Origin of the sequence: Sphingomonas sp. Leaf231 (assembly GCF_001421995.1) — a bacterium.
In the GTDB taxonomy this organism is placed as follows: Bacteria; Pseudomonadota; Alphaproteobacteria; order Sphingomonadales; family Sphingomonadaceae; genus Sphingomonas.
Genome location: NZ_LMLS01000001.1, coordinates 305,252 through 325,468, shown reverse-complemented (window position 1 = coordinate 325,468; position 20,217 = coordinate 305,252). Strand labels below are relative to the sequence as shown.

The following is a 20,217-nucleotide window of genomic DNA, read 5'->3' as shown; positions in this document are numbered from 1 at the left end:
GAACGGCCGCTCTCGTCGCTTGTGCGAGCGGTTCGTCAGGCGGCGACGCGACTGGCGAAATTGCCGGCGCGGGTGTCAAGGTCGCCGAGGCGACCCGCCAGCGACTCGAAGCCCGATCCCAGCCGGTCGATCTCGCTGGCGACCGCTTCGGTATCGACGCGGATCGTGGCGATGGTGTGCGACATCGAATCGGCGGCGAGCGCGGTTTCATCGACCGCCGCGGTGATCGCGGTGACGGTCTGCGCCTGCGATTCCATGGCGTGGCGGATGCGCGTCGCGGAATCCTGCACTTCGGCGACGGTGTTGCGGATCGAGGCGGACGTGTCGACGGTGACGCGGGTGGCGGCCTGGATCGCGGCGATCTTCGCGGCGATGTCGTCGGTGGCGCGTGCGGTCTGGTTGGCGAGGCTCTTCACCTCCTGCGCGACCACCGCGAAGCCGCGGCCGGCATCGCCCGCACGCGCTGCTTCGATCGTGGCGTTGAGTGCCAGCAGGTTGGTCTGGCCGGCGATGTCGCGGATCAGCCCGAGGATCGACTCGATCGACTTGGCGTGGTCGCTGAGCGCACCGGAGACCACGACAGCATCGCCGGCCTGCGAGGCGGCGCGGGTAGCGATGTCGGCGGCGACCTCCACCTCGGCCCGGGCGTCCTCGATCGCGCGGATCAGCCCGGCGGCGGTCGACGCGGCGTCGCGCATGGCGACCGCCGATTGTTCGGCCGCGGCAGCGACTTCGCTGGTCTTGCCCAGCATGCCGCGCGCCGACGACGAGGCGCCGGATGCCTGCGCGCGCAGATCGTGCCCCTCGTGCGTGGTCGCCTCCACCGTGGCCGCGATCTCGTCACGAAACTCGGCGGCCAGCCGGTCGCGCGCGCCCTGTGCGCTGTGCGCGCTGTAAACCGAGTAGATGGCGACGGTGATCTCACCCTCCAGCGCGGACAGGCGCATCAACGTATCGATCAGCTGCGGCAGTCGCGGATCGTCGCGGGCGATCTCGGTCATCAACACGTCCAGCGCAGCACGGTCGCTGGCACTGATCATCGCCAGCAATGCCATCGGCGACACGCCGGCGGCGTAGGCAGCCGCCACCGACCGTTCGATCGCCTCGATCCAGGTACGCTCCCGCGTGTGCAGGAAGCGGTTCTCCAGGAACGTGACCCCAAGGTCGATCATCTGCTCGTTTTCGTGCTGTGCATAGCTGACCGCCGCGCCGAAGCAGCGTTTCCAATGCACCCAATATTCGGCCGCGATGGAGCGCACGCGCGGGCGCAACGACGCCCAGAGGTCGCGGGCGGCATGCGCGAGTTCGCCGTCGAGATCGAACACGTCGAAGCGCGCATTCAGATCGACGGCGGCGGCGACCGATCCGATCGGTGGCAAATCGTTGGGCAAGAATCTGCTCCGTTCACAGGATTGTCGACGACCGGCCTAGCGAACATCGGTTAACAGCGAGTTAGGGGAGGAAGGCGCGATGCGGCATGGTGAACGCTTGCTGCGCTTGCATCGCGCGCGCCGTGGACGCATAGACCGCCGCAAACCCGTATCGCCACGGCCCCATTCGAGGAATACCGCGCTTGGCTTCGAAACCTGCCCGCCCGCGCAGCCCGCATCTGTTCAGCGGACCGCTCCAGATCCACTACCGCTGGAGCCCGGCAATGACCGTGTCGATCGTGCATCGCGCGACGGGCACCGGCATGGCCACCGTCGGCACGCTGCTGCTCGTCTGGTGGCTGGCGGCGATCGCGGCCGGTCCCGCGGCCTATGGCGTGTTCCTCGATGTGTTCACGACGTCGTCGGGCGCGTTGAACGTAGTTGGCTGGGTGGTGGGCGTGCTGCTGACCTGGGCGATGTTCCAGCATATGATGAGCGGCATCCGCCATCTGGTGATGGACACCGGCGCCGGGTTCGAATTGAAGCTCAATCGTCGTCTGGCCGTGTTGACCTTCGTCGCATCGACGCTGCTGACGATCGGCTTCTGGCTTATCCTGGGGATGAAGTGATGAGCACCGAAATCGGTCGCGTTCGCGGGCTGGGCAGCGCCGGGCACGGTGCGCAGCACTGGTGGCACCACAAGCTGACCGCTGGCACCAACTTCCTGCTGCTCGTTTGGCTGATGACGTCGATCGCGACGCTGCCGTCGTACGATCATGGCACGGTGCGGCTGTGGCTGTCGTCGGCATGGGCAGCGGTGCCGATGGCGTTGTTCATCGCCTCGGTCTTCTACCACTTCCGCCTGGGACTGCAGATCGTGATCGAAGATTACGCCCATAAGGAAAGCCGCTTCGTACTGACGGTGCTTTTGACGGTGTTCACCGTCGCGACCGCGGGTACCGCCATCTTCTCGATCCTCAAGGTCGCTTTCGGAAGCCAAGCCTGATGTCCGCCGACGCATATAAGATCATCGATCACACCTATGACGCCGTCGTGGTCGGCGCGGGTGGCTCCGGCCTGCGCGCGACGATGGGGATCGCGGAAAGCGGCCTGAAGACGGCGTGCATCACCAAGGTGTTCCCGACCCGCAGCCACACCGTCGCCGCGCAGGGCGGGATCGCGGCATCGCTGGGCAACAACTCGCCCGATCACTGGTCGTGGCACATGTTCGACACCGTGAAGGGTTCGGACTGGCTGGGCGACCAGGACGCGATCGAATATATGGTGCGCGAGGCACCGGCGGCGGTGTACGAGCTGGAGCACGCCGGTGTGCCGTTCAGTCGCAACGACAACGGCACGATCTACCAGCGGCCGTTCGGCGGCCACATGCAGAACATGGGCGAAGGCCCGCCGGTGCAGCGCACCTGCGCGGCGGCCGACCGTACCGGCCATGCGATGCTCCACGCGCTGTACCAGCAATCGCTGAAGTATGACGCCGACTTCTACGTCGAATATTTCGCCCTCGACCTCATCATGGAAAATGGCGCGTGCCGCGGCGTGATCGCGCTGTGCATGGAAGACGGCTCGATCCACCGCTTCCGCAGCCACGCGGTCGTGCTGGCCACGGGCGGCGGCGGGCGTGTGTACCAGTCGGCGACATCGGCACACACCTGCACCGGCGACGGCAACGGCATGGCCCTGCGCGCAGGTCTGGCGTTGCAGGACATGGAGTTCGTGCAGTTCCACCCGACCGGCATCTACGGTGCCGGCGTGTTGATCACAGAAGGCGCGCGTGGTGAGGGCGGTTACCTGACCAATTCCGAGGGCGAGCGTTTCATGGAGCGGTACGCCCCGTCAGCCAAGGATCTGGCGAGCCGCGACGTCGTGGCCCGGTCGATGGCGATGGAGATGCGCGAGGGACGTGGCGTCGGCAAGGACAAGGATCACATCTTCCTCCACCTCGACCATATCGATCCTGCGGTCCTGCACGAGCGGCTGCCGGGGATTACCGAGACGGGCAAGATCTTCGCGGGGGTCGACCTGACGCGCCAGCCGCTGCCGGTGACGCCGACCGTCCACTACAACATGGGCGGCATCCCCTGTAACTATCACGGCGAAGTCGTGCGGCTGAAGGACAGCAACCCGGATTCGGTCGTGCCCGGCCTGTTCGCGGTGGGCGAGGCGGCGTGCGTCTCGGTGCACGGCGCCAACCGGCTCGGCTCCAATTCGCTGATCGATCTGGTGGTGTTCGGGCGCGCAACCGGGCTGCGCCTGAAGGACACGCTGAAGCCGAACACCGCGCACAACCCGCTGCCCAAGGGTTCGGAAGAGATGGCGCTCGGCCGGCTCGACCACTTCCGTCACGCCAAGGGCGGCACGGCGACCGCGAAGTTGCGTGCGGAGATGCAGCGGACGATGCAGCGGCATTGCGCGGTGTTCCGCGACAGCGCGCTGCTGAGCGAGGGCGTGACCAAGATCGACGCGATCTACAAGGGGATGGAAGACGTCAGCGTCGCCGATCGCTCGCTGATCTGGAACACCGATCTGGTCGAGACGATGGAGCTCGACAACCTGATCGGCCAGGCGGTGGTGACGATGAAGAGCGCCGAGAACCGCAAGGAGAGCCGCGGTGCACACATGCACGAGGACTTTGCCGAGCGCGACGATGCGAACTGGATGAAGCACACCATCACCACGTTCGATGGCTGGGGCGGAAAGGGCGGCGCGACCGCGATCGATTATCGCCCGGTCCACGACTACACGCTGACCGACGACATCGACTATATCAAGCCGAAGAAGCGCGTGTACTGACGACTTTCCGCCGCTTCCTGCAGGGGGCGGCGGAACCTCGCGGTCGGTCGCGGCTTTGTGCGCGGCATGACCGACCATCGATCCGCCGCCTATCCGCTGCTCGCAGCGCCGCACATCCAGCTTCACGGCCCCGTGAACGAGATGATGTACGCCATTTTCAAGGACCAGCTGGCCGCCGTGCCGGGTGACGGCCCCATCGTGGTGTCGATCACCACGCTGGGCGGCGATCCGGAAATGGCGCGGGCGATGGGTGATTCCATCCGGTTGCTGCGCGAATATACCGGGCGCGAGGCGTTGTTCCTCGGCAAGGTCGCAGTCTATTCGGCGGGGGCGACGTTCATGTCCGCTTTCCCCGTCGACAAGCGGTTCCTGACGCGCAATTCGCGGATCATGATACACGAACGGATCATGAACTCGACGATCCAATTGTCGGGTCCACTCAACACGCTGGCCCCGGTTCTGAAGGCCAAACTGAACGAGATCGAGGATTCGATCCGCATCCAGGAAGAAGGCTTCGCCGATCTGGTGCGTGGCAGCAGCGTGACGCTGGACGACCTGCGGGAGCGGGCGCCGAACAATTGGTATATCGAGGCGACCGAGGCACGCGACCTGGGCCTGGTCCTCGACATCATCTAGACTTCGATATCGGCCGTGTGCCGGGTCGATCGAGGTGGACCCGCTCAGGCGAACGCCCGCGCCCGGCGAAGTTGCTGATAGGCGACGATAACCTTGCCCAGCGCCGCTTCGTGGGTGCGGTCGCCGCCGTTGCGGTCGGGGTGATAGCGTCGGACCAGTTCGGAATAGCGTTTGCGCAATGCGCCCCGATCCGCGTCGTAGGACAGGCCCAATGTGTCGAGATGCCGGCGATCCTCAGGCGACAGGGCGCGGCCGTCGGCCCGGGGCGCGGTGCGGGCATAGCGGGCGGCGATGGCGTCGAGCGGGTCGGTGAAATCGGACCAGCGCGGCCCCTGATCCCCGCTTCGCGCCCGCGAAAAGGCGCGCGTCTCCCGCTCCCATCCGGCGAGCGGACGCTGGGCGTCGTGGATCTCGTCGGCGGTCATGCCGTCGAAGAAATTGTACCCGGCATTGAATGCCCGGACGTGATCCAGGCAGAACCAGCGGAAGCGGGGCGGGCCGTCGTGCGGCCCCGTGCCTTCGGGTGGCGGCGCACGAAACTCGCCCGGTTCGGGGCAGCCGGGATGGTCGCAGGGGCGGTCGGCCCCCTCCACCCGGCCATGGAAACGCGCATTCGGTCGATCTTTCTGGGCCTTCACGCACTCAACTCGTCGCTTGACGTACAAGGGATGCTATATGGGGCGGCATGAGTGAAGCTGCCACCGGCGCCGTCGCCGCCGAGATCGCCGCGCGCCTGACCGCCGCGCTATCCCCCACCAGCCTGGAGGTGCTCAATGAGAGCGCCCAGCATAGCGGGCACCTGGGCGACGACGGCAGCGGCGAAAGCCATTTCCGCGTCACGATCGAAAGCGCCGCCTTTGCCGGCCTGTCGCGGGTCGCACGGCAGCGGTTGGTGAACCATGCGCTGGCCGATCTGCTGGCCGGGCGCATCCATGCGCTGGCGATCGCCGCGCGGGCACCGGGCGAATGACGTACGACCTGTGGTATTGGCCGACCCTGCAGGGGCGCGGCGAGTTCGTGCGGCTGGTGCTGGAGGCGGGCGGGATCGCGTATCGCGACCGCGCGCGCGAGGACGGGGCCGAGGCGATGCTGGCCGACATGGCCGCGCGTGCGCCGGACGGGCCACTCGCGCCGCCATATCTGGTGACAGACGAGATGGCGGTGGGGCAGGTCGCGGCGATTGTGCAGTTCGTGCAGGACCGCCACGACATCGGTCCTGCGGACGCGACATCGCGGGTGTGGCTGCACCAGCTGCAACTGACCGTCGCCGATCTGGTCGCGGAGGTTCATGCCGTCCACCACCCCGTCGACGCGATGGCGTGGTATGACGAGCAACGTCCCGAGGCGGCGCGGGCGGCGGCGGTGTTCCGCGACCAGCGCATCGCCAAGTTCCTCGACCATTTCGAACGCGCGGCCGGCGCGCGCGATGGCGAGTGGGTCGCGGGCGAGCGATGGAGCGGGGTCGACATGGCGTTGTTCCAGGTGATCGAAGGGCTTCGCTACATGTTCCCGCGCCGGATGCGCGCGTTGCAGGGGCGTCATCCGCGGCTGGATCGGCTGCGCGATGCGGTGGCGGCATTGCCCGCGATCGCCGCCTATCTGGAAAGCGACCGCAGGGTGGCGTTCAACACCGATGGCATCTTCCGCCATTATCCCGAGCTGGACGGCGACTGAACGCCGCCCGGCCCGAGCGACGTTCAGTCCTTCATGCCGGCCGGCACCGTGCCACCGTTCTTCTCCAGTTCGCGCATCACCGCCTTGTGCAGCCAGATGTTCATTTCCGCGGACCCGTCCTTCGCGCCGATATAACCGAGTTCGGTCGCCAGTTCCTTGCGGTTGGCGAGGCTGGAATCGAGATCCAGCAGCTTCATCAGATCGACGATCGACGAGCGCCAGTTGAGATCCGGATTGCCCTTCGACGTAGCGATGCCGGTCAGCACCGCCTCGACATCGACGGGCGCGGCGGTCGCCGGGGCGGGGGCCTGTGCCGGGGCGGCGGTGGGCGTCGGGGTGGCGGCGGGAGCGGCGTGGGGAGCGGGCTGCGCGGCGGGCGCATCCTTCTTGCCCGAGAACTGGCCGCCGAGCGGGCCGTGATCGCCGAAGATCGCCTTCTTGATCGCGCCGAAGATGCTCATATCACGATATTCCTGTGTCATAGATGGGTGACACGCCAACGTCGCGCAGCGGCGAAGGTTCAGGCGCGTCCGCGACAGGGGGCCGTGGTTCGCCGTGCGGCGCGAAGAAGAGGTCGCGTGCCTGCGCCAGCGCGGCGACCTCCGCGGGCGAGCAATGGCCGGGCGGGGTGCCCATCGCCGCTTCCTCACGCGTGCTGAGCGTGCGTTCGTAATCGGGGGTGCCGGGATCGCCATGTTCCTCACCGTCGAAATCGTCGGCGGGCGGGAAGTGAGTCCGCCACTCCTCGACATCGTCGTCCCACCACACCGCCTCCTCGCCGGGCGAATGTTGCGAATGTTGAGACGGTGGCGCGTCGTCCGCGCCGTCGTCATCGTCGTCAAGCTCCGTCCGATCGTCATCGGCGGACGGCGCGGCAAACGAGGGGGCGGCAAACGAGGGGGCGGCGAACGTCACCATCCCCGCCGCCTCCGCACGGGTCCATTGCCCGGCGCTCCATTCCGCGCGCCGGGCGGGATCGAGATCGGCGATGGAGAGGTCGGCGGTGGTGGTGACGCCGGTGCGTGCGAACAGATCGGCGGCGGCCAGCGCGTAGAGCGGTGCGAGATCGTGGGCGGCCACATCGTCGACGGCCGCACGGGCCAGCGCGGCGGCGATGCGCGTGCTGTGGCGCGCGAGCAGCAAGCCGGCGCGCGCCGCGCCGTCGTCGCGCCCGACGAGATCGAGATAGGAGTCGAAATCCTGCGCGACCAGCCGCGCGGCGTGGAGGTCGGCATCGGCGGCGCCCTCCACCTGCCGGTCCAGCCGCGCGAGCAGGCTGGCGGCGAGGCGGTTGTCGTGGCGGTGGCGGGTGACGATGCTGCCATCGGCGCGGGTATAGGTGTCGGCCTGGCCGTGGAGCGCGCGGACCATCAGCGTCTCGGCGACGACCTCGCGCGCGACCAGCGTGGCCGCGCGCCAGCCGAGCGCGAAGGTGGTGCCCTTGGTGGTGCGGCGGAACGCGTAGGCGGAGGTGGCGGACAAGCCGACCCGCGCCGCGGCGGCATCCGCGCCATGACCCTCGGCGATCGCTTCGAGAAAGGCGCGCTGGTTGGCGGCGGACCAGCCGTCGGCGCGGCGGGAGATCGTGTTGGGGGCGATGTCGGTGTCGGTGTCGGACATACGGAGCGGCCTCGCGGTTGATCGGCGAGGGTGCGGTTTGTTGGAGGATGTAGGACAGAGGGCCGTGCTGAGGCAGTAACGACGCGATCGGCGCGAAGACCAGCGGCGGGGGTGGCGGTGATGCGACTGGCGAAGTGGTTTCGCCGTCAAGCGATAGCTTTGTACGTAATTACTATTGCTTATGTTTTTCCTTGATCTAGAATAATAGCGACTGGAGAGTTATGATGTCGCTTAGATCAATTCATCTCAGGAAGCTTCTCAAGATACTATTCTCTCCAGAGAATAAGCAGACCGCAGCGCTTCGCAGCGACATTCGCGATGAAATAGCTCGTGAGGCTGAAGGCAGCAGTGGTGGAGGTGACTTCTATGCTTCCTTCTGGTCCGATGCCAAGGCGCATGCCATAGGAGTTTCGGATCTGCATCGCAGTATCGAAGAGCGAATTGCTGCAAACGCCGGGAGGGAAGGCTTATATCCACGACTTAGAGACGGATTTCTTTTGTGGTGGAATGAGGGCAGGCGCTTTACGAATGCGCCATTTCATCCCGGAAGCACTCAGAAAGCGCGCTTTCTGTTTCCGGGCGTGAACGACGCAATCGTGAAAGTTGAGGGTGTGCTCTCGCTAAGAGACGGAAACGGCATTGAGCATTACGTTTATCCGTACTTCTCACCTGAGCCGGTCTTGACGGAGAGCGCTGCCAGGCTGGGGCTATGGCTGCTAACATCTTCATTGCCGGGTTTGCCACCCGAAGAAATCCGTATTCTCGATGTCATCCGCGGGGCAACCTACTCTGTTGATCGCTATCCCTTGCGAGGTAACGAGGAAGAGGAGTTCAGATCCCTGTACGTAGCGGCTCTTGATCGCTGGGATAAACTACGGCGGGAATACGGATAATGGCGCGGTTCTGATTTTCCATGTGATCGACTGTCTTTGTGCTGGTCGCGCAGTAGAAACTTATACTTGCATCACCACGAGGCGCCGAGCCGCTCCAGCGCGCTTAGCAAGGCGCGCTTGCTCGCGGTACGTCGATTGCCCGAATTGCGGGGCATGTCCGGCTCGGCAACCGTCTTCCGCCGCTCTGCGAGGCTGGACGCGAAGTCATCATGCGATAACGTTCGGCCTTGCCAATCGTCGGAGCTTTCAGTCTTCGAGATCGGCGATGCCATGATCGTTTCCCGTTTCGTGGCGGATGCGTTCTTCAAGATACGCCAGATCAAGGTCGGTATGAAGCCTGAACAGCGTGCGCGCCTGTCGCAGCATCTCCGGTGCGGTGCCAGAGGCGTATTGACCCATTCGGTCTGCGATCAGATCCTCGATCGGGATGACGGCGAAGGCGGAGCCGGGTGCGAGGCCGCTGACCAGCAACAGGCGGCGGCGATCGACGCTGCCGTCCAGTGGCGTGGTGCCGACCACCTCGAAGCCGAGCCGCAGTTCCGGGTGCAGCCAGCCGAGTGTATGGCCGACCCCCGCGGGTTTGACGAAGCCAAGCGCGACCAGCTCGCGCTCAAGTTCTTCCTGTACGGGGGAGGTGAGGTCGATGTCGCCGGTCATGACCGCGCTGCCGGAGAAATATTCGACCGCCGCCCCGCCGACGAGGATCGGGCGTGGGAGGCCGCGTGCGTGCATCGCCTCGTTCAGCTGCGCGAGCAACGCCAGCGCGCGCAACAGTTCGGGGCGATGCGGGTTCACTCCGCCGCCTGCGCCACGTCTTTCCCCAGCAACGGCGCCAGATACTTGCCCGTGAAGCTCCGCGGTTCCTTCACGACCTGCTCCGGCGTGCCGACCGCGACGATCTCGCCGCCCTTCACGCCGCCTTCGGGGCCGAGGTCGACGATCCAGTCGGCGGTCTTGATGACGTCGAGGTTGTGCTCGATCACCACCACGGTGTTGCCCTGTTCGACCAGCGCGTGAAGCACTTCCAGCAATTTGCGGACATCCTCGAAATGGAGGCCGGTGGTGGGTTCGTCGAGGATGTACAGTGTGTTGCCGGTGGCGCGGCGGCTGAGTTCCTTGGCGAGCTTCACGCGCTGCGCCTCGCCCCCCGACAGCGTCGTCGCCTGCTGCCCGACCTTGACGTAGCCGAGGCCGACCTCGACCAGCATCGCCATCTTGTCGCGGATCGGCGGGACGGCGGCGAAGAAGCTGGCCGCATCCTCGACGGTCATGTCCAGCACCTCGGCGATGCTGTGCCCCTTGTGCTTCACCTCCAGCGTCTCGCGATTGTAGCGCGCGCCGTGGCAGACGTCGCAGGTGACGTAGACGTCCGGCAGGAAATGCATCTCGATCTTCAGCACGCCGTCGCCCTGGCACGCCTCACACCGCCCGCCCTTGACGTTGAAGCTGAACCGCCCGGGCTTGTAGCCGCGCGCCTGGCTTTCGGGCAGGCCGGCGAACCAGTCGCGGATCTGCGTGAACGCGCCGGTATAGGTGGCGGGGTTGGACCGCGGGGTGCGGCCGATCGGCGACTGGTCGATGTCGATGACCTTGTCGAGATGCTGCAGTCCGCTGATCTTGTCGTGCTTGCCCGCCAGGATGCGCGCGCCGTTCAGCGTGCGCGCGGCCGCGGCATAGAGCGTGTCGATCGTGAAGCTGGACTTGCCCGAACCGGACACGCCGGTGATGCAGGTGAAGGTGCCGAGCGGGATCGACGCGGTGACGCCGGTGAGGTTGTTGGCGGTGGCGTTGTGGACGGTCAGCTTCTTGCCGGTGCCCTTGCGGCGCTTGGTCGGCAGCGGGACCTGGCGCGTGCCGTTGAGATAATCGGCGGTGACCGACGTCTTGCTCCTGAGCAATTGCTTGACGGTGCCCTGCGCTACGACCTGTCCGCCGTGGACGCCCGCGCCCGGCCCCATGTCGATCACGTAATCGGCCATGCGGATCGCATCCTCGTCATGCTCGACGACGATGACGGTATTGCCGAGGTCGCGCAGCCGGCGCAGCGTGGCGAGCAGCATGTCGTTGTCGCGCTGGTGCAGCCCGATCGACGGTTCGTCCAGCACGTAGAGGACGCCGGACAGCCCGCTGCCGATCTGCGAGGCGAGGCGGATGCGCTGGCTTTCGCCGCCCGACAGCGTGCCCGACGTGCGATCGAGGTTGAGGTAATCGAGGCCGACGTTGTTGAGGAAGCCGAGCCGCTCGACGATCTCCTTGAGGATACGCTCCGCGATGGCGCGCTGCTGATCGCCGAGATGGTTGGGCAGATCGGTGAAGAAGGCGAGCGCGTCGACCACCGACAGATGCGTGGCGTGGCTGATGTTCTCGCCCGCGACCTTCACCGCCAGCGCCTCCGGCTTCAGGCGCGCGCCGTGGCAGACCTCGCACGGTTGCGAGGACTGGTATTTGGACAGCTCCTCTTTCATCCACGCGCTGTCGGTCTGGAGCAGGCGGCGGTTGAGGTTGCCGATGACACCCTCGAACGGCTTCTTGACGTCGTAGCTCTTCTTGCCGTCGATGAAGGTCAGCGTGACCGGCTTGCCCTCGGTGCCGAACAGGATCCTGTCGGCCACCTCCGGGTGGAGTTCGCCCCAGGGCGTATCGAGCGAGAAGCCGAATTCGCGCGCGAGGCTGGCCATCACCTGCATATAGTAAGGCGAGGGCGGGTTGCTCTTCGCCCAGGGAACGACCGCGCCCTTCTTGATCGACAGTTCGTGGTTGGGGACGACCAGATCCTCGTCGAAGATCAACTTTTCCCCCAGACCGTCACAAGCCGGGCAGGCGCCCTGTGGCGCGTTGAAGCTGAACAGTCGCGGCTCGATCTCGGCGATGGTGAAACCGCTGACCGGGCAGGCGAACTTCTCGGAGAAGACGATGCGGCCCGGCGGCGCGTTGTCGCCCAGCACGACGCTCTCGGGGGTGCGCGGCTCGACCGGATCGGCGGGGTCGATATAAGCGAGGCCGTCGGCGAGTTTCAGCGCGGTCTCGAAACTCTCGGCAAGACGCGTGGCCACATCCTCGCGCACGACCAGCCGGTCGACCACCACCTCGATATCGTGCTTGTACTTCTTGTCGAGCGCCGGCGCCTCGTCGATCTCATGGATCGTCCCGTCGATGCGCACGCGGGTGAAGCCGGCCTTTTGCCATTCGGCCAGTTCCTTGCGATACTCGCCCTTGCGGCCGCGCACGACCGGGGCGAGCAGGAACAGCCGCGTCCCCTCCGGCAGGGTCATGACGCGGTCGACCATCTGGCTGACGGTCTGCGCCGCGATCGGCAGGCCGGTGGCCGGCGAATAGGGCACGCCGACGCGCGCCCACAGCAGGCGCATGTAATCGTAGATCTCGGTAACGGTCGCGACGGTCGAGCGCGGGTTGCGGCTGGTCGTCTTCTGCTCGATCGAGATCGCGGGCGAGAGGCCCTCGATATGGTCGACGTCGGGCTTCTGCATCAGCTCCAGGAACTGGCGCGCATAGGCCGACAGCGACTCGACGTAGCGGCGCTGCCCCTCGGCATAGATGGTGTCGAAGGCGAGCGACGACTTGCCCGAACCGGAAAGCCCGGTGATGACCGTCAGCGTATCACGCGGGATGTCGACGCTCACGTCCTTGAGATTGTGCTCGCGCGCGCCGCGGACCGAGATCGTCGTCAATGCCATGTGGGAGTTTGTTCCATATCTGTTCGGCTGCGTCCAGCCGGCTTTTCGTCGCGCGATGTGGGGCGGGCGCGCCACCGCGGCAATACGCATCGCCCGCGCCGACGGTTGCAGGTCCGCGTCGGTGTCTTATATCGATGCAACAGCTGGAGGCGATGATGGCGAAGAAGAACAAGACGAAGGCGGGCAGGCTGCCCAAGGAAGTGCTGGGCGTGAAGGTGCCCAAGGAATGGCGCAAGGCGGGCGAGCGGCTGATCGAACAAGCGCAGGGGCCGGCGGGCCGGCAGGCGATCGCGGGTGCGGTGACCGCGGTGGTCGGCGCGGTGGCGACGGCGGCGCTGACGCGCGAGTCGGCGAAGGCGGCCGGGACGCGCGAGGCGGCGAACGCGGCGGGGACGCGCGAGGCGGCGAACGCGGCGGGGACGCGCGAGGCGGCGAACGCGGCGGGGACGCGCGAGGCGGCGACGGCGGCGGGGACGAGTCGCGCCGGCGAAACCGTCCGGCCGCAGCCCGGCGCGGCCGTCGCGTCCGAGGCGGGCGAAGCCCTTGCCCGCGCCGCGGAGGCGCTGATCGGCAGGATGTTCGTGCGTCGCCCCTGAGCCTCGCGCATGTCCGCGAGCAAGTTATTGAATGTATTTAAAACTAATGCATGTTCTTTAGCGCTTTACGGGCCAAGAGATGTGGGAGGTTCGCGCAGTATCTTCATCCGATGTTCATCAGCCGGATCGATCGGACATCGGATGGCATCTGTCTCATTATAGAACAGTTCCGAAGAAAGCGGCGTATTCCCAGCGCTTTGGGTATTGGTTAACGTTTTGTCACGATTGTTGTACGCTGACACCGCCCGGCATATTCGATCCTCACACAAACGCGGCACTCTGCCGGCATGTTTTGGGGGGAACACAACATGAAGAAGTACCTGATCGGTGCGGTTGCCGCGATGATGGTTGCGAGCACGGCCTCGGCGCAGAACCTTGTCAAGAACGGTGGTTTCGAGATCACGACCCTCGACCAGTCGCGGCAGTTCGTGACCGAAGTGAGCGACTGGTCGAACGCCGGCACGTCGTCGTGGACGAAGTACGGCTACAATTTCCTGATCCGCCCGAACACCGCCGACTCGACGGGCTTCTATTCGCGCGCCGGCAATCATGACTACATCTACGGCCCGGCCGGCAGCAGCGCCAACCGGGTGCGCAATCCGCAGGGCGGACAGCTGACCAGCAACTATTCCGACAACGGCTTCACGGGCACCAGCCCCTCCGGCGGCAACTTCATCCTGGCCGACGGCGACACGGGCTTTCACGGCGCGATCAGCCAGACCATCAACGGACTGGTTGCCGGCAAGACCTATACGGTGAACTTCGACTGGGCCGGCGCGAGCTGGTACACCACGCCTGGCCAGACCACGCAGCAGTTCGACGTGTCGCTGGGCAACATCGTCAAGCAGACCGAGAAGCTGGTCACCCCGGCGAAGGGCTTCTCCGGCTGGAAGAAGGCATCGTTCGACTTCGTTGCCGGCGGTACCAGCCAGAAGCTGTCGTTCCTGGCGCAGGGCACCCCGAACGGCCTGCCGCCGTCGCTGCTGCTCGACAACGTCTCGCTGACGGCCGCCGTGCCCGAGCCGGGCACCTGGATGACCATGATGCTGGGCTTCGGCGTCGTCGGCGCCGCGATGCGCCGCCGCAAGGCACGGACCCCGCAGCTGGTCTGATCCCGACCGGTCGTGATGAAATGATGGCGGCGGCGGGCGTAGTGCCCGCCGCCGCTTCACCGTTTCTTGAAGGAATTGCCCGAAAGCGAGCCGGGCGACGAATGTGGATGCGGGGATGGATCTGGGCAGCCTGACGATGGAAGTGGCGCGACTGAGCATCTGGCTGGTGTTGCTGGCGATGCTGTTCGTGCCGGTCGAATGGCTGTTCTCGCTGCACGAGCGCCGGGGGAAGGCGCGCTGGGCCGATCTCGGTTATTACTTCCTCAACGGGTTGTTGCCGGGCGTGCTGCTGGCACCGTTGCTGGCGACGATCGCGGTGCTGGCGCAGAAGGCGACGCCGGCCTTCTACAGCGACTGGGTGGCGAGCTGGCCCTTCGTGGCGAAACTGATCGCCGGGTTGCTGGTGAGCGAGATCGGCGCCTATTGGGGGCATCGCTGGTGCCACGAGGTGCCGTTCCTGTGGCGGTTTCACGCGATCCACCATTCCGTCGAGCATCTGGACTGGCTGGCCAACACGCGCGCCCACCCGCTGGACATCGTGTTCGTGCGGCTGTGCGGGCTGACGCCGGTCTATATGCTGGGGCTGGCGAGCACGCCGGGCGCGGCGGGGGCGAGCGCGGCGGACACGATGATCCCGGTCTACGTCACGTTGCTGGGAACGGTGTGGTCGTTCCTGGTCCACGCCAATGTGCGGTGGCGGTTCGGCTGGCTGGAGCAGGTCGCGGCGACGCCCGCGTTCCATCACTGGCACCATACCAACGGCGCGGAAGGCCGCGACCGCAATTACGCCGCGATGTTCCCGTGGGTCGATCGACTGTTCGGCACGCTGCATCTGCCGCGCGACGCCTGGCCGCCGGTCTATGGCATCGACAAGCCGGTGCGTGGCGGCGTGTCGGACGAATTGCTGCATCCGTTCCGGCGGGACGACGATGTTGCGGCAGCACCGGTCGATAAGGCGGCCCCGCAGGAGCGCGGGTAGGCTTTCCTGTGGCTGCCTGTCGGACAGGCTTTGTCGAATGCGCCCTGGCAGCGGTGGAGTTGCTGTCGGCGGGCGCAGGAGTATCGGCGCGGCGGTGCGCTGAACTATCCTTCCCGGACCGGATCGACATCCGGCAGTTCGAGGGCGCCGGACTGCTCGCCAATGTAGATTGTTCATCCGTTCGGGCGAACCGGGTACGCTCGATCGGCCGGAGTTGCTCCATCCACGTCCTTCCGGAACGTCCGGCTGGATGTCGATCGGCCCCCGGTGCAGGCGGTGCGGCGGGAAAGCGGGTCGGCGTCCGGGTGGGGCGACGCGGCCGCTTGCTTCATCGCGGAAGTGTCCTGCGGGTGCGTGTGCGGACCTCGCGAGAGCCGCGGACCGCCCGGCCCGGCACTTCTCTTTCACCCCCTGCGATGCTGCCTTCCCGAAACATGACTGCATGGCGAACCGGTCGGGAACTCCCCTTCGATCCTGCCGATTTCTCGCCCGCTTGAGCATTGGTGCATTCGCGCCGGAGCGTCGGGCGAGAAACCGCCATGCGAACAGGCGGCGTCACCGTTTGCAGATGACGCTGGCGGAAACGCGTCGACGCTCGCCGGGCGCAACATCCCGGCGTTTCGAGCGCTGAACGATCATGCAGGACGATGACAAACGGCTGGCGGCCGAGGCGGCGGTTGCCGAGGTGCGGGACGGGATGCTGGTCGGGCTGGGCACCGGATCGACGGTGCGCTTCGCGATCGAGGCACTGGGCAGGCGGGTGGCGGACGGCCTGCGTATCGTGGCGGTGGCGACCAGCGTCGACAGCGCGACCCGTGCCGCGGCGCTGGGCATCGCGGTGCGCGATTTCGCCGGGGTGGCGCAGGTCGACCTGACGATCGACGGCGCGGACGAGATCGACGCGCGGCTGTGGGCGATCAAGGGCGCGGGCGGCGCGATGCTGCGCGAGAAGATCGTCGCCGCGGCCTCCACACGGATGGTGGTGATCGCCGATGCGTCAAAGCATGTCGCGGCGATCGGCGCGGCCAAGCTGCCGGTCGAGGTGCTGCCGTTCGCGCGGGCGTTCGTCGCGGCGCGGCTGGAGGCGCTGGGCGCGGCGGTGGCGGCGCGCGACGGCGTGACGGACAATGGCAATTCGGTGCTCGATGCCGGGTTCGCGGACTTTCCCGCCCCCGGCACGCTGGCGGCGACGCTGGATGCGACGCCGGGCGTGCTGGGACACGGGCTGTTCCTCAGCGAAGTCAATGCGGCTTATATCGCAGCGGATGGAATCGTTACGCGGCTGGAACGCGGGGAGGCGAGCGGTTAAGGAGACGGGACTCGGCAACCGGCACCGCGCCGGTGCGTTCGACCGCTGACCCCCGACACGAGGCCTGCATGACCGATATCGCCACGTCGCCCACCGGCATCCATGAGGACGGCAGCCCGGAGCGGCTGCAAATCGACACGATCCGCACCCTGTCCATGGACGCGGTACAGAAGGCCAATTCGGGCCACCCCGGCACGCCGATGGCGCTGGCCCCGGTCGGCTGGACGATCTGGACGCAATTCCTGCGCTACGACCCCGCGCATGCCGACTGGCCGAACCGCGACCGCTTCGTGCTGTCGGTCGGCCACGCCTCGATGCTGCTATACTCGCTGCTGTATCTCGCCGGGGTCGAGGAGATCGGCGCCGATGGCGAGAAAAGCGGCAAGCCCGCGATGTCGCTGGACGATATCAAGCAGTTCCGGCAGCTGTCATCGAAGACGCCGGGCCACCCCGAATATCGCCACACCACCGGCGTCGAGACGACGACCGGGCCGCTGGGCGCGGGTTGCGGCAATTCGGTCGGCATGGCGATCGCCGAGCGCTGGCTGGCGGCACGCTACAACCGGCCGGGCTTCGCGCTGTTCGATCACGACGTCTACACTTTGTGCGGTGACGGCGACATGATGGAGGGCGTCTCCGCCGAGGCGGCGTCGCTGGCCGGGCATCTGAAGCTCAGCAACCTGTGCTGGATCTACGACAGCAATCACATCTCGATCGAGGGCGGCACGGATCTGGCGTTCGACGAGGACGTCGGCAAGCGCTTCGAGGCGTATGGCTGGAACGTGATCCACGTGGACGATGCCAACGATGTCGGTGCGTTGAAGGCCGCATTGCAGGCGTTCCGTGAAGAGCAGGAGCGCCCGACGTTCATCGTCGTCCGCTCGGTGATCGGCTGGGGCAGCCCGCGCGCCGGCAGCGAGAAGGCGCATGGCGAACCGCTGGGCGCGGAGAACATCGCGAAGACCAAGGAAGCCTATGGCTGGCCGAACGAGGATTTCTTCGTGCCCGAGGGCGTGAAGGACGCGTTCGGCAAGTCGGTGAAGGAGCGCGGCGGCAAGCTGCGCGACGAATGGGTGGCGACGTTCGAGAAGTATCGCGGCGAACACCCTGATCTGGCCGGCGAACTGGATCTGTTGCTCAAGGACCAGCTGCCCGAGGGCTGGGATAGCGAGATCCCGACGTTCGAGGCCGACGCCAAGGGTGTCGCCAGCCGCGACGCGGGCGGCAAGGTGTTGAACGCGATCGTCAAGAAGGTGCCGTGGCTGCTCGGCGGATCGGCGGACCTCGCGCCGTCGACGAAGACCGACATCAAGGGTGCGCCGTCGTTCGAGGCGTCGAACTACGGCGGCACGAACTTCCACTTCGGCGTGCGCGAACACGGCATGGGCGCGGTGGTGAACGGCATGGCGCTGTCGCATGTCCGTGCGTATGGCTCCACCTTCCTGGTATTCCTCGATTATATGCGCGCGCCGGTGCGGCTCTCGGCGATCATGGAGATCGGCGCGGTGTGGGTGTTCACGCACGATTCGATCGGCGTCGGCGAAGACGGGCCGACCCACCAGCCGATCGAGCATCTGGCGACGCTGCGCGCGATCCCTGGGCTGGACATGTTCCGGCCGGGCGACGCGAACGAGGTCGCCGCGGCGTGGCGTGCGGTGATGAAGGATGCGAGCACGCCGGCGGCGCTGGTGTTGTCGCGGCAGGCACTGCCGACGCTGGATCGGACGAAATATGCGAGCGCGGACGGCGTCGAGAAGGGCGGCTACGTGCTGGCGGGCGGTGAGGAGACGCCGGACGTGATCCTGATCGCGACCGGTTCCGAAGTGTCGCTGGCGGTTGAGGCGTACGAGCAGCTGGTGGCGAGCGGCGTGAAGGCGCGGGTCGTGTCGATGCCGAGCTGGTACCGTTACGAATTGCAGGACGCGGCGTACAAGGAAAGCGTGCTGCCCGCCGCGGTGAAGGCGCGCGTCGCCATCGAGATGGCCGGCTCGCTCGGCTGGGACCGCTACGTCGGTTTCGAGGGACGGCAGATCACGATGTCGACGTTCGGCGCATCGGCCCCGCTGGCCAAATTGCAGGACAAGTTCGGCTTCACGGTCGAGAATGTCGTGAAGGTGGCGCGCGAAACGATCGGCTGACGGTCGCGATGTCGTCGGCCGATCCCTATATCGGTCGGCGACGCCGCATGAGGGCGAGAGACATGAACCCCTGCTGATGCGGGGAAGACGGGTTTGGAGATCGGGATGAGCAAGCTACAGGAACTCAGCAAGGCCGGCACCGCGGTATGGCTGGACTTCGTCGACCGCAAGTTCCTGGAACAGGGCGGTTTGCAGAAGCTGGTCGACGAGGACGGCCTGACCGGCGTTACCTCCAACCCGACGATCTTCGAAAAGGCGATGGGCGCGGGCGACGCCTATGACGCGGGCTTCGCGGCGTTCGACGAGGCGACGCCGGGTGCCGAGCCGATGGCGCGGTACGAGGCGCAGGCGGTGAAGGACATCCAGGCGGCCTGCGACACGCTGCGCCCGGTGTACGACCGGCTGGACGCCAGGGACGGCTATGTCAGCCTGGAAGTGTCGCCGTACCTCGCGCTGAAGGGTCCCGAGACCGCCGAGGAAGCGGCGCGGCTGTGGGATGCGGTCGACCGGCCGAACCTGATGATCAAGATCCCCGGCACCGACGACGGCGTGCGCGCGATTCGTGACACGATCGCCAAGGGCATCAACGTCAACGTGACGCTGCTGTTCGGGGTCGATGCGTACAAGCAGGTCGCGCTCGCCTATGTCGAGGGGCTGGAGGAGCGGGTGTCGAAGGATATGCCGATCGCGCGGATCGCCAGCGTGGCGAGCTTCTTCATCAGCCGCATCGATGCCAAGATCGACGACGCCATCGATGCCGGGACCGGCGGCGAGGAGGCCAAGGCGCTGAAGGGCAAGGTGGCGATCGCCAACGCCAAGCTGGCCTATGCCTGGTATCAGGAGTTCATCGCATCGGATCGCTGGCAGAAGCTGGCGGCGAAGGGCGCGCAGCCGCAGCGGCTATTGTGGGCATCGACGGGCACCAAGAACCCCGATTATCGCGACACGCTGTATGTCGACGAGCTGATCGGGCCGGAGACGGTCAACACGATGCCGCCCAAGACGATGGACGCGTTTCGTGAACGCGGCACGGTGGCGCAGACGCTGACCCGTGACGTCGAGGAGGCGCGGCGCGTGATCGAGGCGCAGGGTCGGCTCGGGCTCGACCTGGACGGGGTGACGAAGACGCTGGTCGATGAGGGCGTAGCCAGCTTTTCCAAATCGTTCGACGACCTTCTGAAAGTAATTTCGGAGCGGCAGCCGGCGAACGCGTAACGCCTGACGCGAAGTGGCGGAAGGGGCGGAGCCGGGGACGGCGTCCGCCCCTTTTCGTGTCTGCGGCCGGTGAGGCTCGGGCGCAGCCGCGCTGTGTGAGCGAATGCCATGGCAGAAACGACTATCGATCAGTAGGTTGGGCGCATATCTGATGATGCTGTCGAGGACA

The 20,217-nt window shown here is 66.4% G+C and carries 19 protein-coding genes; 13 read left to right on the top strand and 6 right to left on the bottom strand.

Annotation, left to right across the window (positions count from 1 at the left end; all coding sequences use genetic code 11):
- Positions 1-35 precede the first annotated feature (35 nt).
- Positions 36-1,391, bottom strand: coding sequence for a methyl-accepting chemotaxis protein (locus tag ASE95_RS01610; RefSeq protein WP_235528122.1), 1,356 nt, complete (start codon positions 1,389-1,391; stop codon positions 36-38).
- 182 nt (positions 1,392-1,573) lie between these two features.
- Between ASE95_RS01610 and sdhC the strand changes: the two genes are divergently transcribed.
- From sdhC to ASE95_RS01590, 4 genes are all read left to right on the top strand, one after another.
- Positions 1,574-1,999 (top strand): succinate dehydrogenase, cytochrome b556 subunit, encoded by a 426-nt coding sequence (sdhC, locus tag ASE95_RS01605; protein ID WP_056630531.1) that lies wholly within the window; start codon positions 1,574-1,576, stop codon positions 1,997-1,999.
- Positions 1,999-2,376, top strand: coding sequence for a succinate dehydrogenase, hydrophobic membrane anchor protein (gene sdhD, locus ASE95_RS01600; RefSeq protein WP_056630528.1), 378 nt, complete (start codon positions 1,999-2,001; stop codon positions 2,374-2,376). The genes sdhC and sdhD overlap by 1 nt, the downstream gene beginning before the upstream one ends.
- Complete coding sequence (sdhA, locus tag ASE95_RS01595; protein ID WP_056630525.1) at positions 2,376-4,181, top strand: succinate dehydrogenase flavoprotein subunit; 1,806 nt, start codon at positions 2,376-2,378, stop codon at positions 4,179-4,181. The genes sdhD and sdhA overlap by 1 nt, the downstream gene beginning before the upstream one ends.
- 66 nt (positions 4,182-4,247) lie before the next feature.
- Positions 4,248-4,817: a ClpP family protease gene (locus ASE95_RS01590; protein WP_056630523.1), complete on the top strand. Its 570-nt coding sequence runs from the start codon at positions 4,248-4,250 to the stop codon at positions 4,815-4,817.
- A gap of 44 nt (positions 4,818-4,861) precedes the next feature.
- On the opposite strand, the gene ASE95_RS01585 is transcribed toward ASE95_RS01590, so the two are convergent.
- Positions 4,862-5,455 carry a J domain-containing protein gene (locus ASE95_RS01585; protein ID WP_056630520.1) on the bottom strand — a complete coding sequence of 198 codons (594 nt, stop codon included), beginning with the start codon at positions 5,453-5,455 and terminating at the stop codon, positions 4,862-4,864.
- A 47-nt stretch (positions 5,456-5,502) separates the two neighbouring features.
- Here ASE95_RS01585 and ASE95_RS01580 point away from each other — a divergent pair, with 47 nt between their 5' ends.
- Entirely contained in the window at positions 5,503-5,787 is a 285-nt protein-coding gene (locus tag ASE95_RS01580; RefSeq protein WP_056630518.1) for a BolA family protein, read from the top strand.
- The gene (locus ASE95_RS01575) at positions 5,784-6,491 is read left to right on the top strand and encodes a glutathione S-transferase (RefSeq protein WP_056630514.1); all 708 of its coding nucleotides are present in this window, start codon (positions 5,784-5,786) and stop codon (positions 6,489-6,491) included. The genes ASE95_RS01580 and ASE95_RS01575 overlap by 4 nt, the downstream gene beginning before the upstream one ends.
- A gap of 23 nt (positions 6,492-6,514) precedes the next feature.
- Here ASE95_RS01575 and ASE95_RS01570 read toward each other — a convergent pair whose 3' ends face one another.
- Both ASE95_RS01570 and ASE95_RS01565 read right to left on the bottom strand, forming a co-directional pair.
- Positions 6,515-6,952, bottom strand: a complete 438-nt coding sequence (locus ASE95_RS01570; RefSeq protein ID WP_056630511.1) for a DUF3597 domain-containing protein — start codon at positions 6,950-6,952, stop codon at positions 6,515-6,517.
- Position 6,953: 1 nt separating this feature from the next.
- Complete coding sequence (locus tag ASE95_RS01565; protein ID WP_056630510.1) at positions 6,954-8,111, bottom strand: hypothetical protein; 1,158 nt, start codon at positions 8,109-8,111, stop codon at positions 6,954-6,956.
- A gap of 221 nt (positions 8,112-8,332) precedes the next feature.
- Between ASE95_RS01565 and ASE95_RS17165 the strand changes: the two genes are divergently transcribed.
- Complete coding sequence (locus tag ASE95_RS17165; protein ID WP_200918716.1) at positions 8,333-9,004, top strand: hypothetical protein; 672 nt, start codon at positions 8,333-8,335, stop codon at positions 9,002-9,004.
- Positions 9,005-9,250: 246 nt separating this feature from the next.
- Here ASE95_RS17165 and ASE95_RS01560 read toward each other — a convergent pair whose 3' ends face one another.
- Together ASE95_RS01560 and uvrA are read right to left on the bottom strand one after the other, a co-directional pair.
- A complete protein-coding gene (locus ASE95_RS01560) occupies positions 9,251-9,799 on the bottom strand; it encodes a hypothetical protein (protein ID WP_056630507.1) in 549 nt (182 codons plus the stop codon).
- Positions 9,796-12,699, bottom strand: coding sequence for an excinuclease ABC subunit UvrA (uvrA, locus tag ASE95_RS01555; RefSeq protein ID WP_056630504.1), 2,904 nt, complete (start codon positions 12,697-12,699; stop codon positions 9,796-9,798). Before uvrA ends, ASE95_RS01560 begins: the two co-directional genes overlap by 4 nt.
- A 155-nt stretch (positions 12,700-12,854) precedes the next feature.
- On the opposite strand from uvrA, the gene ASE95_RS01550 reads away from it, so the two are divergent.
- The 6 genes from ASE95_RS01550 to tal all read left to right on the top strand — a co-directional run bounded on the left by ASE95_RS01550 (position 12,855) and on the right by tal (position 20,048).
- A complete protein-coding gene (locus ASE95_RS01550) occupies positions 12,855-13,295 on the top strand; it encodes a hypothetical protein (RefSeq protein WP_162234652.1) in 441 nt (146 codons plus the stop codon).
- A gap of 308 nt (positions 13,296-13,603) precedes the next feature.
- Positions 13,604-14,407, top strand: a complete 804-nt coding sequence (locus ASE95_RS01545; RefSeq protein WP_162234651.1) for a PEPxxWA-CTERM sorting domain-containing protein — start codon at positions 13,604-13,606, stop codon at positions 14,405-14,407.
- Between the two features lie 115 nt (positions 14,408-14,522).
- A complete protein-coding gene (locus tag ASE95_RS01540) occupies positions 14,523-15,386 on the top strand; it encodes a sterol desaturase family protein (protein ID WP_082449817.1) in 864 nt (287 codons plus the stop codon).
- A 637-nt stretch (positions 15,387-16,023) separates the two neighbouring features.
- Positions 16,024-16,695 carry a ribose-5-phosphate isomerase RpiA gene (gene rpiA, locus ASE95_RS01535; protein WP_056630491.1) on the top strand — a complete coding sequence of 224 codons (672 nt, stop codon included), beginning with the start codon at positions 16,024-16,026 and terminating at the stop codon, positions 16,693-16,695.
- 68 nt (positions 16,696-16,763) lie between these two features.
- On the top strand, positions 16,764-18,833 hold the full coding sequence (gene tkt, locus ASE95_RS01530; RefSeq protein ID WP_056630487.1) for a transketolase: 2,070 nt from the start codon (positions 16,764-16,766) through the stop codon (positions 18,831-18,833).
- Between the two features lie 105 nt (positions 18,834-18,938).
- Positions 18,939-20,048, top strand: coding sequence for a transaldolase (tal, locus tag ASE95_RS01525; RefSeq protein WP_056630484.1), 1,110 nt, complete (start codon positions 18,939-18,941; stop codon positions 20,046-20,048).
- Positions 20,049-20,217: the final 169 nt, after the last annotated feature.

Bases quoted from the DNA above. Each gene is read 5' to 3' on its own strand.
- sdhD (WP_056630528.1), top strand. From the start codon at position 1,999: ATGAGCACCGAAATCGGTCGCGTTCGCGGGCTGGGCAGCGCCGGGCAC.
- sdhA (WP_056630525.1), top strand. From the start codon at position 2,376: ATGTCCGCCGACGCATATAAGATCATCGATCACACCTATGACGCCGTC.
- ASE95_RS01590 (WP_056630523.1), top strand. From the start codon at position 4,248: ATGACCGACCATCGATCCGCCGCCTATCCGCTGCTCGCAGCGCCGCAC.
- ASE95_RS01580 (WP_056630518.1), top strand. From the start codon at position 5,503: ATGAGTGAAGCTGCCACCGGCGCCGTCGCCGCCGAGATCGCCGCGCGC.
- ASE95_RS01575 (WP_056630514.1), top strand. From the start codon at position 5,784: ATGACGTACGACCTGTGGTATTGGCCGACCCTGCAGGGGCGCGGCGAG.
- ASE95_RS01570 (WP_056630511.1), bottom strand. From the start codon at position 6,952: ATGAGCATCTTCGGCGCGATCAAGAAGGCGATCTTCGGCGATCACGGC.
- ASE95_RS01565 (WP_056630510.1), bottom strand. From the start codon at position 8,111: ATGTCCGACACCGACACCGACATCGCCCCCAACACGATCTCCCGCCGC.
- ASE95_RS17165 (WP_200918716.1), top strand. From the start codon at position 8,333: ATGATGTCGCTTAGATCAATTCATCTCAGGAAGCTTCTCAAGATACTA.
- uvrA (WP_056630504.1), bottom strand. From the start codon at position 12,699: ATGGCATTGACGACGATCTCGGTCCGCGGCGCGCGCGAGCACAATCTC.
- ASE95_RS01550 (WP_162234652.1), top strand. From the start codon at position 12,855: ATGGCGAAGAAGAACAAGACGAAGGCGGGCAGGCTGCCCAAGGAAGTG.
- ASE95_RS01545 (WP_162234651.1), top strand. From the start codon at position 13,604: ATGAAGAAGTACCTGATCGGTGCGGTTGCCGCGATGATGGTTGCGAGC.
- ASE95_RS01540 (WP_082449817.1), top strand. From the start codon at position 14,523: ATGGATCTGGGCAGCCTGACGATGGAAGTGGCGCGACTGAGCATCTGG.
- rpiA (WP_056630491.1), top strand. From the start codon at position 16,024: ATGCAGGACGATGACAAACGGCTGGCGGCCGAGGCGGCGGTTGCCGAG.
- tkt (WP_056630487.1), top strand. From the start codon at position 16,764: ATGACCGATATCGCCACGTCGCCCACCGGCATCCATGAGGACGGCAGC.
- tal (WP_056630484.1), top strand. From the start codon at position 18,939: ATGAGCAAGCTACAGGAACTCAGCAAGGCCGGCACCGCGGTATGGCTG.